Source organism: Ruegeria sp. CDSC085, assembly GCF_059610465.1.
In genome coordinates this window covers 32718-50136 of sequence record NZ_JBXWNR010000016.1, presented here as the reverse complement: position 1 = coordinate 50136, position 17419 = coordinate 32718, and the positions used below count along the sequence as shown (strand labels likewise).

The 17419-nt window shown below is 56.2% G+C and carries 16 protein-coding genes; 4 read left to right on the top strand and 12 right to left on the bottom strand.

The genetic code is table 11. The annotated features are described in order from the left end of the window. Positions 1 to 7 precede the first annotated feature (7 nt). Genes AC2FJB_RS18410 through rfbF form a run of 5 tightly spaced genes read right to left on the bottom strand, consistent with a single transcriptional unit; the run spans position 8 to position 4362 of the window. Entirely contained in the window at positions 8 to 409 is a 402-nt protein-coding gene (locus AC2FJB_RS18410) for a GtrA family protein (protein WP_496719932.1), read from the bottom strand. Beyond that, positions 406 to 1284 (bottom strand): NAD-dependent epimerase/dehydratase family protein, encoded by an 879-nt coding sequence (locus tag AC2FJB_RS18405; protein ID WP_496719930.1) that lies wholly within the window; start codon positions 1282 to 1284, stop codon positions 406 to 408. The genes AC2FJB_RS18410 and AC2FJB_RS18405 overlap by 4 nt, the downstream gene beginning before the upstream one ends. Then, positions 1284 to 2525, bottom strand: coding sequence for a methyltransferase domain-containing protein (locus AC2FJB_RS18400; protein ID WP_496719928.1), 1242 nt, complete (start codon positions 2523 to 2525; stop codon positions 1284 to 1286). Before AC2FJB_RS18400 ends, AC2FJB_RS18405 begins: the two co-directional genes overlap by 1 nt. After that, positions 2522 to 3592 carry a CDP-glucose 4,6-dehydratase gene (gene rfbG, locus AC2FJB_RS18395; RefSeq protein WP_496818827.1) on the bottom strand — a complete coding sequence of 357 codons (1071 nt, stop codon included), beginning with the start codon at positions 3590 to 3592 and terminating at the stop codon, positions 2522 to 2524. The genes AC2FJB_RS18400 and rfbG overlap by 4 nt, the downstream gene beginning before the upstream one ends. Continuing rightward, on the bottom strand, positions 3589 to 4362 hold the full coding sequence (gene rfbF, locus AC2FJB_RS18390; RefSeq protein WP_496719924.1) for a glucose-1-phosphate cytidylyltransferase: 774 nt from the start codon (positions 4360 to 4362) through the stop codon (positions 3589 to 3591). Before rfbF ends, rfbG begins: the two co-directional genes overlap by 4 nt. Positions 4363 to 5032: 670 nt before the next feature. On the opposite strand from rfbF, the gene AC2FJB_RS18385 reads away from it, so the two are divergent. Then, on the top strand, positions 5033 to 6517 hold the full coding sequence (locus AC2FJB_RS18385; RefSeq protein ID WP_496719922.1) for an NAD(P)/FAD-dependent oxidoreductase: 1485 nt from the start codon (positions 5033 to 5035) through the stop codon (positions 6515 to 6517). Here AC2FJB_RS18385 and AC2FJB_RS18380 read toward each other — a convergent pair. Further along, the gene (locus AC2FJB_RS18380) at positions 6423 to 7031 is read right to left on the bottom strand and encodes an asparagine synthase-related protein (RefSeq protein ID WP_496818824.1); all 609 of its coding nucleotides are present in this window, start codon (positions 7029 to 7031) and stop codon (positions 6423 to 6425) included. The genes AC2FJB_RS18385 and AC2FJB_RS18380 overlap by 95 nt on opposite strands. Between AC2FJB_RS18380 and AC2FJB_RS18375 the strand changes: the two genes are divergently transcribed. Next, a complete protein-coding gene (locus tag AC2FJB_RS18375) occupies positions 7030 to 7827 on the top strand; it encodes a sensor histidine kinase (protein WP_496719919.1) in 798 nt (265 codons plus the stop codon). The genes AC2FJB_RS18380 and AC2FJB_RS18375 overlap by 2 nt on opposite strands. A 38-nt stretch (positions 7828 to 7865) precedes the next feature. Here the strand turns inward: AC2FJB_RS18375 and AC2FJB_RS18370 are convergent, their stop codons facing one another. Both AC2FJB_RS18370 and AC2FJB_RS18365 read right to left on the bottom strand, forming a co-directional pair. Then, a complete protein-coding gene (locus AC2FJB_RS18370) occupies positions 7866 to 8891 on the bottom strand; it encodes a glycosyltransferase family 2 protein (protein ID WP_496719917.1) in 1026 nt (341 codons plus the stop codon). Next, complete coding sequence (locus AC2FJB_RS18365; RefSeq protein WP_496719915.1) at positions 8888 to 10381, bottom strand: hypothetical protein; 1494 nt, start codon at positions 10379 to 10381, stop codon at positions 8888 to 8890. The genes AC2FJB_RS18370 and AC2FJB_RS18365 overlap by 4 nt, the downstream gene beginning before the upstream one ends. A gap of 889 nt (positions 10382 to 11270) precedes the next feature. Here AC2FJB_RS18365 and AC2FJB_RS18360 point away from each other — a divergent pair. After that, a complete protein-coding gene (locus AC2FJB_RS18360; protein ID WP_496719913.1) occupies positions 11271 to 11837 on the top strand; it encodes a VPLPA-CTERM sorting domain-containing protein in 567 nt (188 codons plus the stop codon). Between the two features lie 59 nt (positions 11838 to 11896). Here AC2FJB_RS18360 and AC2FJB_RS18355 read toward each other — a convergent pair whose 3' ends face one another. Genes AC2FJB_RS18355 through AC2FJB_RS18340 form a run of 4 tightly spaced genes read right to left on the bottom strand, consistent with a single transcriptional unit; the run spans position 11897 to position 16093 of the window. Continuing rightward, positions 11897 to 12781 (bottom strand): glycosyltransferase family 2 protein, encoded by an 885-nt coding sequence (locus AC2FJB_RS18355; RefSeq protein ID WP_496719911.1) that lies wholly within the window; start codon positions 12779 to 12781, stop codon positions 11897 to 11899. Next, a complete protein-coding gene (locus AC2FJB_RS18350) occupies positions 12762 to 13595 on the bottom strand; it encodes a CpsD/CapB family tyrosine-protein kinase (RefSeq protein ID WP_496719909.1) in 834 nt (277 codons plus the stop codon). Before AC2FJB_RS18350 ends, AC2FJB_RS18355 begins: the two co-directional genes overlap by 20 nt. Positions 13596 to 13626: 31 nt before the next feature. Continuing rightward, complete coding sequence (locus AC2FJB_RS18345; protein WP_496719907.1) at positions 13627 to 15168, bottom strand: GumC family protein; 1542 nt, start codon at positions 15166 to 15168, stop codon at positions 13627 to 13629. 1 nt (position 15169) lies between these two features. After that, entirely contained in the window at positions 15170 to 16093 is a 924-nt protein-coding gene (locus tag AC2FJB_RS18340; protein WP_496818820.1) for an ExeA family protein, read from the bottom strand. A gap of 590 nt (positions 16094 to 16683) precedes the next feature. Here AC2FJB_RS18340 and AC2FJB_RS18335 point away from each other — a divergent pair. Next, the gene (locus AC2FJB_RS18335; RefSeq protein ID WP_496719903.1) at positions 16684 to 17373 is read left to right on the top strand and encodes a sugar transferase; all 690 of its coding nucleotides are present in this window, start codon (positions 16684 to 16686) and stop codon (positions 17371 to 17373) included. The last annotated feature ends 46 nt before the right edge of the window (positions 17374 to 17419 follow it).

Here is a 17419-nt window from a genome sequence, read left to right as displayed (position 1 = left end):
CATTATATCAGACTTCCTGTTGCCACGGGAAGCGATCGGTCAGCGCCCGGGAAACAAGGATGAAGGCCAGAACGGCAGCAGGCAGAACCAGCAGACCCTGTGCAACGATCGGGTGCCGCCCTGTGCTCAGGAGAGCTTCCAGCAAAAAAGCGTTGAAAACGTAAACTATGACGTATGCCAGCAGATAAAACGGTAGTTTTTTGAACCCTTTGGTGTCAAATACAATCCAGGCATGGGTCATGAAATTCCACAACACGCCGATGACGAATGAGACCGCAAGAGCAACCTGTGCTGGCAACCCTGACAGGCTCAGAACAGAAAAAACCGCGTATCCAAAGACTGTGTTTATAATGCCTACCAGAGCAAAAAGCATGAAGGATTGCTTGCGTAAAAAAAACGAAGATTTCATACAGCCTCCTCCTTTGTCCGAAGACACCGAGCGACTCCGGACGTAATGTCATATTGTGGCATAAATCCGGCCTCGTTTCGCAACCGGGTCACGTCCGCTGCCAACCGTGCCGGATCATCCGCTGCTCGGGCGATAGCCCCCAACCGGATCAGATCGGGTCGGTGCATCTGGTTTGCGACTTCTTCAATCAACTGTTGTACCGGGACGGCGGTGCCGCTCGCAACATTGATCGCGCCGGTGACATTGGTTTCCAGCAAGAGCGCCAGTGCGCGGGCAAGATCATCGACATGCAGGAAATCCCGCTCCTGCCGTCCATCGGTGCAATCTACCGGTCGTCCCGCCCTGAGGTTTGACATCAGATCGCCAAACAGTCGCCCCGGCGGTTCATCCGGCCCGTAGACAAAAAATATGCGTGCCCAGGCCAGAGACAGACCAAGCGTCTGCTGGCCCGCGCACAGTGCCAGACCGGCTCCGGCCTTGGCCGCCCCATAAAGGGTGCGGGGGCGCAGGGGGCTGGTTTCGATCAGCTCCGGTACCGACCAGTCATATTCAGCACAGCTTCCGGCGCAGACGACACGCTGGCCTCCTGTATGCGCGAATTCCCGCACCAGATGCAGCGTGGCGGCCATCCAGTCCAGATTGGCCGCAGAAGTCCAGCGGTCGCGCGCGCCGTCATGCCAGGCCAGATGAACCAGATGGCTGGCACGGGTTGCTTCAAGGGCTGTTGTGGTGGCACCGGGGTCCAGCAGATCGCAGGTGATGTCGCTTGCCGGGTTGCGGCCCAGTGTCACCACCTCGTGGCCCGCCTCTGTCAGAGCCGTGGCTGTCGCGCGCCCGATCAATCCGGTTGCGCCCGTTAGCAGAACCTGTGCCATCAGCTGATCCTGACCTCCGGCACGGCGGTTACGAACCGGGTACCGTGCGCCTTCAGGTCGGACAGTTGATCCGTGACCTCATCCCGGATGTTCCAGGGCAGGATCAGCACGTAATCGGGCGGGGCCTCGCGCAGGGCTTCGACCCCGTGCACAGGGATATGGCTGCCAGGCAGCAGCGTGTTCTGCTTGGCCGGGTTGCGGTCAACACAGTAGGAAATCAGATCAGGGCCGATCCCGGCATAGTTCAGCAGCGTGTTGCCCTTGGCAGCCGCCCCATAAGCGGCAACCGTGTCGCCCCGGGCCTTTGTCGCACGCAGGAAGGCGAGCAACCCGTCGCGCAGCGCTTCGACCTGCGTGGTGAAATTCATGTAGCCTTCTGGCTGATCGAACCGGGCCGCCGCTTCGTCGGCACGGGCCTTGGCCAGACCGGGCCCTTCGGGATGGCTGGCACCCTCAAGACAGGCGAACACCCGCAGCGAACCGCCATGGGTGGGCAGTTCTTCGACGTCGAAGACACGCAGGCCCGCCTTGGCAAAAATCTTTTCCACCGCCAGCAGCGACAGATAGGAGTAATGCTCGTGATAGATCGTGTCGAACTGGACACTTTTTACCAGGTTCAGAAGATGTGGAAATTCAACCGTGTAAACCGCATCGCAGGTCAGAAGCGTGGTGATCCCGGCGACAAAATCGTTGATGTCAGGCACATGCGCCAGCACATTGGCCGATGCGATCAGAGCTGGAGGTTTCTCGGTCGCGGCCACCTTGCGGGCCAGCGCCTCGCCGAAATAATCGACCAGCGTGCGCACACCCCTTTCCTGTGCCGCGGCGGCCACATTGCCTGATGGCTCGATCCCTAGAACCGGGATGCCTTTTTCAACGAAATACTGCAGCAGATATCCGTCATTCGAGGCGATCTCGACCACCAGATCGTCCGGCCCGAGATCCAACCGATTTACCATTTTTTCCACGTAGCCCCGGCAATGGGCCAGCCAGCTGTCCGAGAAGCTGGAGAAATAGGCGTAATCGGTTGAAAATATCTCTTCCGCCGGCACGACATCATCCACCTGAACCAGCCAGCATTCCGTGCAAACACGGGCGTGCAATGGATAGACCGGGTCCGGCGTGTCTGCCTCTGTTGGGTCGACATAGGAATTGGCCAGAGGGGACAGCCCGAGATCGACAAGCGTCATCTCAAGGGCCGCGCCGCAATGGCGGCAGGTGGGATGGGTTGTGCCGGTCATACCTGTCTCATGCTCAGTGTTTCGAATTCAGCAATCTGGGCGTGGCACAGCTCGGTTGCCGGGGTGCCACGGGCCCAGCCCGCATACCAGCCTGCCGTCAGCCTGACGGTATCGTCAAAGCTCAGGACCGGGCGCCAGCCAAGCATTGCACGCGCCTGCGATACATCCAGCCGGAGCATTGTGGCCTCATGCGGGGTGTCTGCCGGAGTATCGATATCGATCCGGCCCTGTCCAAGCGCCTTGATGATCGCATGGGCCACATCCAGAACCGGACGCTCATCGTCACATTCGGGGCCAAAATTCCAGCCCGTCGCGAAGGCATCGTTTTGTTCGAGCTTCTTGGCCAGCACCATGTACCCCTTGAGAGGTTCCAGAACATGCTGCCAGGGGCGTATTGCGCCGGGGTGGCGCAATACGACACGCCCTTCATCGCTCAGACAGCCGCGCACGATATCGGGAACCAAACGGTCTTCGGCCCAGTCGCCGCCGCCAATGACGTTGCCCGCACGTGCACTGGCAATCCGGGCCGGGTGCGCATCTGACGCATAATAACTGCGCCGCATTGCTGCGACCGCTATTTCGGTTGCACCTTTCGATGCAGAATATGGATCATGCCCGCCCATCGGGTCGGTTTCGCGATACCCCCAGGCCTGTTCGACATTCTCGTACGCCTTGTCCGAGGTTGCCACCACCACCGCGCGCAGGCTCGGGGCTGCACGCAGCGCGTCCAAAAGCTGAACCGTGCCCAGAACATTGGTGGCGAAGGTCTCAACCGGCGCGCGATAGGAGCGGCGGACCAGGGCTTGCGCAGCCAGATGAAAGACGAATTCAGGATCGGATTCCGCGATGATCCGGTCCAGGGCCGCGCGATCATTCAGGTCACCGATGACCGACCGTATTTTGCTTTGGTCCAGCAACGTCCAGAGATTGGGTTTCGTCTCGGGGGCGAGGGCGTACCCGGTGACTTCCGCACCTGCCTCGGCCAGCCAGGCAGCCAGCCAAGCGCCTTTGAAGCCGGTATGCCCGGTAACAAGCACCCTGCGTCCAGAAAACGCGCTCGCACTCATTCCCAGATTTTCCACGGTGCGTTGCCTGTGGCCCAGTGTTCTTCCAGTTCCTGACGTTCGCGAATGGTGTCCATGGGCTGCCAGAAGCCTCTATGTTCAAAAGCCATCAGTTCGCCATCGCGTGTCAGATTCATCAAAGGGTTGCGTTCCCAAGCGGTATCGTCGCCGTCAATGTAATCGCCCACTTTGGGCGACAGCACGAAAAAACCGCCATTGATCAGACCACCATCTCCGACGGGCTTCTCGGAGAAATTCAGAACCTGGTTGCCTTGGAGTTCGAGCTGGCCGAAGCGGCGGGGCGGAGGAACTGCCGTGACGGTTGCAAGCTTGCCATGCGCCTGATGAAAATCGATCCCGGCACGAATGTCGATATCACCAACACCGTCGCCATAGGTCAGGCAGAACGCTTCTTCATCCTTGAGCAGATGCATGACCCGGCGAAGTCGCCCGCCAGTCTGGCTGTCGTCTCCGGTGTCGATCATTGTCACACGCCATGGTTCTGACTTGCTGTTTGCGATTTCAAGACCACCATTGGCCAAGTCTATCGTGACGTCCGAGTTGTGCAGAAAGAAATTCGCGAAGAATTCCTTGATTACATAACCTTTGTACCCCAGGCAGATGATGAAATCAGTAACGCCGTGGGCCGCGTAGATTTTCATGATATGCCAGATGATCGGTTTGCCGCCGATCTCGACCATGGGCTTTGGAATCTTGACGGTTTCTTCGCTGAGCCGGGTTCCCAAGCCACCGGCCAGAATAACGCATTTCATCAAATTGCTCCCTCGTTAACAACGAGACTGGCTACCAATTCACTCGTTTGAACCCAGACCTGATATATCCGAGCTTTTCTAAACATTCACACGCAGTAGGATGGCAGCGCCGCCATCCTGTCAAGATTCACAGGGCGACGAGTCATGAGGCGCTGAATTTCCTGTTGCTCTGGCGCTCAACCATACACAATGCGTGAAAAGTCACAGCATTGTTGATGCGCGATTTCGGCCCGCCGATACAGTGAAGGACATCACAGACGCAGCCTAAAAAAGCGGTCATGGTTCAGGTCAGGCGCCGTGCAAGAGGTGTATGGATCGAATGTATGTTTCGCTTCCGGGCGGGGAATTTTGGCTGGTGGCGCCAGTCAGTAATCATCGTTATGTTTCAGGACATTGTGGAAAACGCGTGCAGTTTCGGGGGGGTGAAAGGCCGACGGTTCCGCAAAGCGGGAACCGGCTTTCGGCACAGGCAACGCGGTTCGGGTCTGCCATCGATTTGCAGAGAAGGACGCGAGTGCGGTTCGTCAAGCCGGATGGTTGATTTTTCTACACGAAAGAGGTGGAACTCAAAGCGCAGGAGCCCCGTTTCGGGAACTGACAGGATTTTGTTGTGAATCTCGGATAACCTCTTGTAGCTTTAGGTCAGTGTTTTGGTATGGGTGTTAGTCATTTGAAAAAAGATATTGTTCCCGTTGTCGTCATTGGTGGTGGTCCTGCAGGGCTGACAGCAGCCTATGAACTTCAGAAACTGAGCGACACACATGTTCCCCGGGTGTTTGAAGCCTCGGACATGGTTGGTGGCATCTCACGAACCGAAACGCACAAAGGTTATCGCTTCGACATTGGCGGGCACCGGTTTTTCACCAAGGTGCGTGAGGTCGAAGAGATGTGGCACGAGGTGATGGGGGATGATTTCATCACCGTGCAACGTCTGAGCCGCATTTTCTACAGAAATAAATTCTACGATTACCCACTGCGTATCTTCAACGCCCTTGGCAATATCGGCCCCTACGAGACCTACAAGATCATCGGCAGCTTCATCAAATGGAAGATCCGCCCCCGCCAGCAGGAAGACACGTTCGAAGACTGGGTCGTCAATCGCTTTGGTGGGCGGCTCTATATGCATTTCTTCCACAGCTACACCAAGAAGGTCTGGGGTATTCCACCGTCGGAAATCCGGGCCGACTGGGCCGCACAGCGGATCAAGAACCTGTCCCTGCCCAAGGCGGTCTGGAACGCGATTTCCGGGGCCAATGACACCGCCAGCCTGATTGAGGAATTCCAGTATCCCCGCCTGGGACCCGGCATGATGTGGGAAAAAACCCGCGATCTGATCCGGGAAAAAGGTGGCTCGGTCGAAACCCACTCCGAAGTGGTCCAGGTGAACCGTGATGGCAATCGCGTCACCTCGATCGATGTGCGCCACTGGACTGAAGATGGCGAAAAACACACAGAACGGGTGGAAGGTGCAGAGTTCGTCAATTCGATGGCGGTACGCGATCTGATCCACGCCTTCGACCCGCCACCGCCGCCCGAAGTTGTCGAGGCGGCAGACCGCCTGCGGTATCGTGATTTCCTGATCGTGACCCTGATCCTGGACCACGCGGACCCGTTCCCGGACAACTGGATTTACATCCACAGCCCGCAGGTGAAGGTTGGTCGCATCCAGAATTTCCGGGCCTGGTCCGCGGAAATGCTGCCCGATCAGAACACCGCTTCGATCGGGATGGAATATTTCTGCCAGAAAGGTGACGGGTTGTGGTCGTCAAGTGACGAAGATCTCAGGCACCTCGCCAGTGAAGAGCTTGAAAAGCTGGGTCTGGCCAAGGCCAGTGATGTCATCGATCACGCAGTTATCCGGCAGCCCAAGGCTTATCCGGTCTATGACAGCGAATACAAGGACGCCCTAGACACGGTCAGCGACTGGCTGAAGACGCTGGAAAACTTCCAGACCGTGGGTCGCAATGGTTTGCACCGCTACAACAACCAGGATCATTCCATGCTGTCGGCGATGTACGCGGCGCGCAATATTCTGGGCGAAAATCATGATGTCTGGGATGTCAATGTTGAGCGCTCTTATCACGAAGAGTTTGAAACCAAGCCCAAGAAAAAGGCTGCTCCGCAATCGGCCGTCCGCAAGAGCACGGTTCTCTGAGGAAGGGCAGCCCTTCAACTGTGGACCGCAGTGCCCACAGGTTTGTTGGCAGAGGAGGGTCGGGGGCGGAATCTGTCCGGCCGGATGCTGACGTGATCGCGTAATCTGTTATTTCGCGATCTTCGTCCTGATGATCCAGCCGGCATCGCAGCCAAACTTGGATCAGCAACAACCGCAGCCGCAGATCCGGGCTGGCCTCTTCGATGATGTTTGTCATCTGTGTCCGGGTCAGGCTGAAAAGATCCCCTAAATGGGCGTTCCTGAAGTATTCCGGCCGGATCTCAAGTCGCTGAAACACCGTCGTCCAGAACCCGATCTTGATGCGCTGGCTCAGGGTGTTGGGGATGTAGCGGTTGGCAACCTCGCGGACCACCCATTTGTCGCGGATGAAGGGATATGCCTTTTCAAAAACGAACGGAGAACCACTGAGTTTGTAGCGTGCTGGCAGATTGATCTCGAACCGGGCAACCTGTGTGTCCAGAAACGGGAACCGCGCCTCGATCCCGGCAGCCATGCCCATTGTATCGTTGCGATGCAAAAACGACACCATCATAGACGATCAGAAATGGCCCCCCGATCTGGTTCCCGTGGTTGAGGAATTGCGTGAACTGCACTGGCGCAATGGTACGATCATTGAAAAACACCGTCGAAAAAACGCAGAGCTGGCTCATGGCCTGAAAACGCCGCTGGCGGCACTGGCGCGCGTTGCCGAAGAGCTTGAGGGAGATAAAGGAGATCAGATAACGGATTTTGTGGGGCGTATGACCGGTGTCATCAAACGCAACCTCAGCCGTGCTCGTACCGAACGCCCCTATGGAAAATCCTCTCCGGTGCATGCCTGTGCCGAAGATGTATCGTTCGCACTTGGCATCACACTTCGAAACAGGATGCCGCATATCGAAAACGCCATAGGTGCCGGAAACACCTTTTGGGGCGAGGAGGCCGACATTCAGGAGATCCTGGGCAATCTGCTTGAAAATGCCTGTCTCTGGGCCAAGAGCCATGTACGCATATCCGTGGCAGCACCCGAGCCGGGCATGATCACGTTGAGTATCGAGGATGAAGGCCCCGGGATGGGGGCGGGTAAATCAGAGGGGTCGGCTCAGAAAGACAACACCGATGAGGCCGAGGGGCATGGGCTGGGGCTTTTGATCGTGCAGGATATCGCTGAACTTTACGGCGGATCCGTCAGTATCGGGATATCTTCTCTGGGTAGCGCGCGCGTTTCGGTAACGCTGCCGGGCCAAATTGAAGCTTCCAGAAAGCCCAGAACGCGTTCCCTCAAAGGAAACTTGCGCAGGGCAAACTGATTTGTTTGCCCGGTTTTCGGCGGGCGAAACCGGACAGGTTAACTTCGCCTGACCGACAAGTTATGCCGTCTGCCCAGCATGTGATATTCGAACAGGCACCAGACATATATAGTGGCCGAGTAGACGTAATAGACCTGATGGTAGAGCAGACACTTGAACGCAAACCACGGCCCGCCATGCCCGGACATGGCGCGAACCAGATCCAGATTGGCGACAAAGGCCGCGGCCAGTAACGCAAAAGGCAAAGGCCAGCTTCCCGGCCAGAACGGCAGGGCCAGAAGCGACAGCAGCAACAGCCCGGCAATTGCGGCCCGTGCCCGCTCGGCCATCGAGGTGTTCAGGTCATCGGTCAGCCCCTCGCGCGAGATCATCAGCCGGGCCCAGGGCAGGGCGCGGCAGAAGATATCCGTGCTCAGGCTGTTGCGGATGGTCCAGACCTTCAGGTGTTTGCCCTGTAAATGCGGCTCGACCAGGATACGGCGACCGGTGGCCGCGATCCGATAACCCAGTTCGATATCCTCGATCGAGGGGACCTCATAGGTTTTGACATCGAACCCGCCAACCTCAAGAAACACGTCGCGCCGGATGGCGCCACACCCGGCCCAGAAGGTGCGCGCCTCGCGGCGCGCGCGCTGATGGTGATAGCGATGCAGAAGGTTCTTGTAGCGTGAAAACCAGGCCTGCCCGTCCGGGGCATCATCATAGGATCCGAACACGGCACCTACATTGTCTTCGGACATCGCCCGGCGAATATGTTCCGGCCCGTCCGGCCAGGCGATGACATCGGAATCCACGAACCACAGGATATCGCCCGTGGCCTGCTGGGCGGCCAGGTTGCGGGCGGCTCCGGGACCGCCATTGACGGGTGTGGCCAGAACGGTTGCGCCCATTTCCCGTGCCAGCGCCGCAGTGCCGTCCGGGGACTGGTCATCCACCACCAGAACCTGCTGCACCTGTCCGGTATTCAGCATCTCAATCAATGGCGGCAAAACGCGCGGCAGCAGATGTTCGGCGTTGTAAGCGGGCATGACCACGCTGATGGAAAGGGGTTGATCTGAACTCACGAAGGATCTCCGGCAATGATACGCGAAGCGCCTGAGCGCTGAACAAGGAAAAGAAAGGCGGCTGTAAAGGGCAATAGCCACATCACGCGCGCGCCGTAACGATCCGCGGGTTGTGATACTCCCCCACAAACCAGTGCGTTGACCGCTATTCCGATCAGGATGAACAGCGCAAACAGCTTCATGTCACGCGACACACTACCGGGCCGAAGCAAAACAAAGACGATAAAGGCAAAAGAGACGGCATAGATCACGCCGTGTACGATATCGGCCGTTTCTATCCAGCCCCTGTCCTGAGACAATGAACCGCCTTGGAACATATCGGGCCGGATGTCTTCCATTCTGGCCAACCAGCGGGCGTTTTTCAGCTCCACAGCCGTCGGGATCGTCATGGCAATGCTATAGCGCAATACCTGCTGATAGCCGTTCCGGGCCAGCGCCAACGAGGTGGAAAAGGGCCGGGACAGGAAAACCGCTTTGGCGAACTCCCGTTGGGACAGGGCAACCCGTTTCTGATCTTCGGGTGACATGAGCCGGAATGAACCCAGGTTGGGCGAGCGTTCGAAAATGATATGGGATGGTGTCAGCCTGTAGGGATCATCTGACCACGACAGCGCTTCGTGTAGCGCGCAGGTGGGCACTTCGGCATTCGGACAGACCTCGTCCAGATAATCCATGCCCGGCCCGTCAACGATGAGCCGCGCGGTGATATGCGGCGTATAGACGACCTCTTTGTTGGTGGCGATTTCCACGGTGACCTGAAAGGCCTTGCGCTCGGCCAGTGCCAGCGCCAGAACCATCATCATCAAGATTGTCGCACGCCAGCGTCGCGGTCTTTTCCCCCAGAACGCGGCCAAAGCGACAAAAGGTACCATTAACGCTGTAACCGCCAGATGAGACGGGTGTAGAAGAGCACTGAACAGGGCCAGACTGGATATCAACAAAAGTTCCCAGGTTTGCATCACCCGCCCAAAGGCCGTCAGTGAGGCAATCACGATCAGCAGCACCGGTGCAAAAATATCCGGCATCATATAGGCGATATAAAACGGCAATGAAGTACTGGCTGCCACAAACAAAGGCACCGTAGTCATCGTGATTGTGTTCTGCGCCCCGCCCGGAGACCGGCCAGCCGTTCGTGCCAGCATCCAGACGGCCAGCAGCGTAGCAGCCAGATGCAATACCGGAAGGACGGGCAGGGCATCGATCCGAACAAGCGCAGCCATGATGAGGCCATAGATCAGTGACCGTGATCCGGTTGCGGTGTTATCCTCATCGGCGGCGTGGGTTACACCTGCCGCAACGCTATCAGCTGTCGGCGGCAGGAAACTGCTCAAGGCCACATTTCCCTGCCGGATGTAACTGCCGGTATCGAAGTAATAAAGCGGCCCGCCATTGATCATGAGAACGGACAGGCAGGCCAGCAGCGCCGCGATCAACAGGAAGAAAGCCCCGAACCTCCAAGATAGTTTATCCGAAGGAACCGACACGGTCATATCCGTTCTGCGACCAGTTTCGCCGCAAGTACGGTGGGCTGAAAGCAAGCAACTATTGCATTCAGCCCGTCTTCCAGTGCCATTTCACAGGGATCAAAATTAGGCGCGTTCATCAGCGTCCTCGGCAGCCTCCATCAATCGGGCCATAAGCGGTGTTATCCCACTCCGGTCTCTGCCGGCATGGCGCTAAGCAATCATTTGATAGCAAGAAAACCTTCAAAACAAATATACTTCTGGATACTCATCACATCTTTGAAATCGGCCCGGCCCAGCAGATCTAGATTGCCCTGGGTCGAAAACGGCTCAAGCACGCTTTTCAGGCTGCGTGCCTGAACTTGGTACAATAGCAATTCAAGGCTACACGAAACTTTCGGGCCGTCGAAGGAGAAATATAACCGAACCCGGGTTTGTGGCCTTTTTCCCTTCTAGCGCGGTCTGCAGGTCCTTTGCGAAGTGCTGAAAGTGGACAGTGCGTCGAAATGGATTTCATTGTTTCTTGCCCCCCCCCCGCAACGCGCAGGCGCCCGCCCCATGAAAAGGTTGTTTCGATTGCACCTTATGGCGGAGTGATCGAGGACGGATTTGCACCGCTTGAAGCTGTTCGGATTTTGTTCGGTGCCATGTGAAAACGCTCGGAATCGCTGGAAAGCCAGCATGTTTTTCAGACGCAGATTCGCCTTATTCGGGTGATTCTGGTTCACGATTAGGAAACAGACTGTAACTCAAACATCCATTGTGCCCGGGAATGCCGCTCCACGCCCAGAAAAAGCCACAGTTTCAAGAAAAATCCTTCGCAATCAAATGGAAATGAATTATTAATAATAGCAATAGTTGCCCTGCCGGAATTTCGAGCGGGTTGTGTGTATAAAAATCAAAGGTGGGACTTTGTATGTTTAGAAGTTTGAAAATGATGGCGGCAGGGGTTGTTGCTGCTGCAATGATGGCCGGATCGGCCAGCGCGCTGACTTCGGTGTCGTCTGGTGGAGGCCCTCTTGCAGGTGGTGGGTATGACATCACCTCCGATACTCTTTTTTCCGGTACGGTTTCCACGCTGGGCGGACCTGGAATGTACTCGGTTAACTTCCAGTCACCCCGTGATCCCCTTTTTGGTGTAGCGAATGCTTCGATCACTGTAAATTTGCTGGATACCTTCACGTCTCTGACAGTGAGCTGGGTCGACGCATTAAATCCTGCCAACGTATTGGCATCAACGCCTGTTCTGGGCGGTGTTCAGACGACACTCAACACACTGTTCAGCAGTGTGAGCCCGCACACCCTGAGCCAGAATTTGGTGTTCAGTTGGGCCAACTCTCAAGGTGCAAAAGATGCCGACGGCAACCTGGTTCCGGTTACATTTGATTTCGACGTAGCTCCGGTTCCGCTGCCCGCCGGTGGTCTGCTGCTTCTCACGGCGCTTGGTGGTTTGGCTCTGACGCGCCGCCGCAGGACGGCCTAAGCGACACACCAACCTGACAAACAGGACAAGGGGCCGTTTCGCGGTCCCTTTTCTTTTGATCAGATGGCGCCACCTGCTGCCTGGCGCAACATCCAGACCATCCGCTGACATCTGAGCCGGAACAAAGTGATGATCGCCCGGCTGGTTTCGCCAGCCGAGACCAGCTTGTCACTGGTGAGAATTTTCGGGGTGTGCACAACTGCACTGACCGGCATGGCCAATCCACGGATCGCCCACCGCATGCGCGCGGCCGCGTTGGTGCCGTGCAGCAGATATGCCTCTTGGGTCGTGCGTCGCCACTTGGCCTTGAGCGCGGGCCAATTCTGCCGGGACGGATGGCTGACACGGAAGTCGTCCCGATAGATCAGGCTATAACCGCGCGCGACCGCGCGCATGGTCCATTCCCGATCTTCCGAGACACCGTTGATGAAGCCGCCGATCGCATCAAACACATCGCGTCGGGTCAACAGGTTGCCGGCGCCGGAAAACCCCTGAACCTCGATATACCTGCGGAAGTTGAATGCAAAAACAGCCTCGAACGCTTCTGCACCGCTGCGCGGGGGGGGCGTTTCGTCAAAGACATCCACCCGGCCACCAATCAGATCGGCCAGATCCGCGACCTGACGCCCGACGCTCAACCAGTCCGGCGCGGGTACGCAATCGGCATCGATGAAAAACAGCCGGGGCGCTCTGGTTTCTGCAACTCCGCGATTGCGGGCATGGGCTGCGCCCTTTTGGGTTTCCACCACGAAATGCACCTCGGGAAAGGACTGGCGTATCATGTCCAGCGACACCGGAGAATTATTGTCAACGACAACGATTTCCGTCGCCGCCAGATCATTCTCTCTCAGGGCAAGAAGACATCGTTCCAGCCGGGGCAAATCGTTGTAATGGGGAATGATCACCGCATCGGCTGGAGCCGTATCAGTAGGAGCCGTACTCATTGCCAAACGTCCCGCTGATGTATCGGCATTTGTTCAACACGATCCCCATGACGCTTGTCAGTTCTGCCAGTTGCCGCTCGGCAACGTCGATATGGTCAATGCTGGTTTCTTCGGCGGCAGCCAGAAGCAGGGCACAATCGACATTCCTGAGAAATCCGTGGCTGTCATCGCTCATCATCAGGGGCGGTGTATCGAACAAAATGATATCGGGTTTGTAGTCCGCCTCGAGCTGTTCCAGAAACTCGATCATCCGACGGCTTTGCAGAACTTCTGCCGGGTTTCGGGTCGACGCGTAATTCAATCCGAAGAGTACGTTGTTCCCATAGCGCAATGCATGTTCGTGGAACGGCACCTTCCCTTGAATAACATCAGCCATCGTGTGACTGCCGGATTGCTTCAGGATCTCGGCCAACCCCCTGCGTCGCATGTCAAAATCAATCACGATCGTGCGCAGATCGTCCTGTCGCCCCAGGCTGAACGCCAGATTGGCCGTCGTCGTGCTCTTGCCGCATCCGCTGTACGGGGAGGTCAATGCCACCCGGCGCCAGGTGTTGGAGAGGGTCTGCTGTAACATCTTGGTGCGCAACATGTCATAAGGCGTCGCGTCCGCGCCCCCGTGAAATGATATCAGCCGGTTACGAGAGATGTGGCGCTGCTCGATCTTTATCTCTGGGACAGCCAGCCAAAGATCTTTATCGCCGCTGTCTTGCAGTGCCGGGGGCTGCTGTACGTCTGTGGGGACCGCAGGTTGAGGCTGCTGCCGGCTGTTGCGTTCATCACGCGCTTTCCGAATCGCTTGCTGAAGACGGTCCATTACAAATCCACCAAATCAATCGAAACAATACTCACCAGAATGTCTCCAGTTTATCCATGACCCTCTCTGCGATAAGATCGAGGGGCAGATAATAGGTGTGCACCGTCCAGACCGCTGCGGGAACCCCGACCAGAATGGCCAATATGATCCCCCCCCATACGGTTCGCTGCATGATCACTTCGCCGCGTGAAGGGGCATAGGGGATCGTGGCGATCGGCCAGACATCAAGCTTGCTGATCAGATCTTCGGGTCGCCGCACAGACCGGTTCAGGATTTCCAGCAGAACCACAAGCCCCAACCCCAGTGCGATGCCAAAAGCGGCGCCACCTCCGGCGATCATCAACCGGTTCGGTTTCGCCGGCTCGGTTGGTGTGGACGGGTGTTCAATGACGGAAACACGCTGGCCCTGGGACGTGACCTCGATCCGCTCTCCGGTCGAGGCTGCGGCCAACCGGCTGACTGCGGCATTATACTGGGTTTGTATATTGTCGTGTTCGCGCTGCAACTCTGCAAGCGTGATGGCATTCGCCGGGGTCTGGTCAATTGTCAGGGTTAGCGCATCAAGCCGGCTCTGCGTCACGCGGCGCTGATCCTCAAGCGCAGATATCTGCGTGTCGACCTGAGCCAGTTGCAGATCAAGAGTTGAATTGCCCGTCTGTGTGCTAGGTAAGGCAGGGGTGGTTGCCTGTTCGGAAGCCACGACCTGTTCAAGCTTTTCGATCCTGGCGCGAAGAAGTTTGATCTGTGGGCTGTTCTCGGAATAGACCACCAGCTGACTGTCGAGCTGAGTTTGCAACTGATTGAGCTGTTGTTGTGCCGGGGTCTGGTTTTGCTGCGGAGGGCCGACAACCTGCCCCGTCGAACTGAACACCCTTACAAGCTTTTCCCGCTGTGCCTTTAGGGAAAATATCTGCTGGTCCGTCTGTTCAAGATTGGTTTGCAACGCCCCTTGTTGCGCCAACCTGAACTGCAGACTGTCGGGGAGCGCATCGGAATTGTCATTCTTGAACTCAAGAATGCGGGCGCTGCGTTTGCTCAATTCGTCGTTGAGGCGGTCGACTTCCAGCTGGAAGAAGGCCAACGTATCGGTCGCGCGTTCCTTGCGGTACGCGACATCAAGTTTCTGGATCTCCGTCAGATACGCATTCAGGACGCCAGCCGCGATCTGGCCGGTTCGTGCCTCGAAGCTAATTGTCATCAGGTTGGCCTGATTGAGACCACCGGAAGTCCAGATCGAGGTGTTCTTGCGCATGGCTTTGACAATCTGGTCAGGGCTTGCCTCATCCTGGTTGGGCAGCACCTGAAACTCACGTGCGATCTCCAGAAGGACCGGACGGGTTAGCAGGCGCTGTTCGATGATCTGAAGCTGTTCCGCCGCGGGTGTGGTGACGGTACTGGCCGCCAAACTGCCCGGAATCTGAGGAGATTCAACGATCAGGCGCATCGTCGAAACATATGTGGCAGGCAGTGATCTGGCGACAATGAATGACGCTACAGACACGATCAGGGCGACGATCAGAAAAAACGGAAACCGTCTCAGGAAAATGGAGAAATAGTAGCGTACAGGACCCATTTTAGACCGTCAGCTCCTTCTCGAGTGAGTTTCCACCAAAGAACACGCCATCTTTGACCACCTGCTCCACAACCTCTTCATCCACCTTCTCGGCTTCATTCGTCCAGGCATAAAGCAGGGCAAAGTCGCAGAACTGATTCACAAGCCGCGGAACACCGCGCGTTTGCTTGAAAATCTGCTTGCAGGCCTCTTCGGTGAACTCATCGCCTGAACCGCCAGCCGTTTTCATCCTATGTCTGATATAGGCTTCGACCGAAGACTCATCCATCCGTTCAAGATGAAAACTTGCGGCCACGCGCTGTGTCAACTGGCGCATCTTGGGATCCAGAACCATATCGCGCAACTCGGGCTGACCAACCAGAACAAGCTGGATCAGTTCATCCGTGTTCGAGTTGATATTGGTCAGCATCCGGATTTCTTCCAACCCTTCGACGGTCAGGTTCTGCGCTTCGTCAAAGATCAGAACCACCCGCCGGCCCTCGGCATATTCCGCGACAAGAAAATCCTGCAGCGCCCGGAATACCTGTACATAGCTTGCATCCGCCTCGATCGGCAGACCCAGTGCGTGCAGAACCCATTGCAGCAACTCTCCGCGACCGCCCTGGGCATTCGAAATCAGCCCAACCGTGATCGACTGCTCCATCTCGCTGAGGAGATGCTGTACCAGGGTGGTTTTCCCGGCCCCGATTTCCCCGGTCAGCACGGTGATGGGCGCACAGCTCATGATGCCGAATTGCAGCACCGAGTAACCGCGCTTGTGCAGCGGCGACCAGTACATGAATCCGGGATCCGGAAGCAGTGTGAAGGGCCGTCGGTCAAGCCCGAAATAATCTAGATAAAACCCGTCACTGGACGCCATTGCACCTCGGTTGCCTTCTGCCTTGTCAAACCTCGTACTGGCCCCCCGGAGATTATCCAAACTCATACTCTGAACCACCAGAAATCCCTTTACACAACGAACGCATCACAAAAACAAAAAGTACTTGGGTACTACCTTGTCACAAAATCAAGATAGTAGGCATCACTAAACTGCACACGCGGTGAATTGACCTTTCTGCTCTCTCAATCAGAGGTGTTTAGTGCGATTGTTTCCGTTGCGCCCTTATTAGGTTGACCGAGAAAGAGACGGCCAGAACTTGGTATGATCACATATAAAAAGAGATTCTAGAGGCCAAAATCAAATCTAAAGAGTTAAATTCTTGCTCATTGTGCCCTTATGGGAAACGAAGATTCATGAATTTGCAGCGGATCAGCTGGGCGCAGCTTCACGATACCGTAAAAAAGCATCTGCATTCAGCGACCAGAGAACATGTTCGCCAGCATTAATGTTTTGCAAGACAGGTGGAATTTGTTAACAGTTGGATACGGGAAAGCGACCTCGCAAGTGAGTAAGTGCAAGGTCGCAGTGGTATAAAAATATAAGATTTTAAATATATGTAGTTGAGGTCGAGCGTGTTCGGTTCGTAAGTTTGGTGAGTGGTTCGTGAGTAATTGTGTGTGTTGGGGGTTTAAATAGTGACAAGTCATTCGAAAGAAGTGGCCAACGCTGGTGCGGGCTACTCTGGTATTTCTGTTGTATCCACTCCATTGCCGTGTCGAGGGGTGTACAGAGGTGCGGGCAAGCGCCTTTTTGACATTGCGTTCGCTTTGCTCGCAGCACCTTTTGTTGTGCCTTTTGTTCTTATGCTGGCCGCATTTTTGGCTCTTCAGGGCGTGACTCCGTTTTATCGGCAGGAACGGCTAGGGAAGAACGGCAAGGCCTTCAAGATGCTCAAATTACGCACAATGGTGCACGACGCCGAAAGCGTTCTGCAAGAGCATCTGACAGCAAATCCTGAAGCCCGTGAGGAATGGGATCGCGACCAGAAATTGCGGAATGATCCGCGCATCATCAAGTTCGGAGCATTCCTGCGCAAATCCTCGATGGATGAGTTGCCACAATTCTGGAATGTTTTTGTCGGCGAAATGTCGATAGTCGGACCCCGCCCTATGATGGTGTGCCAGAAAGAGCTTTATCCAAACAACAAGTACTACAGAATGCGCCCCGGTATTACCGGCTCATGGCAGGTATCGAACCGGAACAACTCGACATTTGCCGAACGCGCGCAGCATGATGTGGAATACTGGAAGGACATGTCATTCAAAACGGATATCCAGATCCTGTTCCGGACAGTTTTCGCGGTTCTGCGCGGCACGGGCTGCTGAAACTGGGCTGTGCAACCGAACCGATTTATGGGTTGCATGCTTTTTC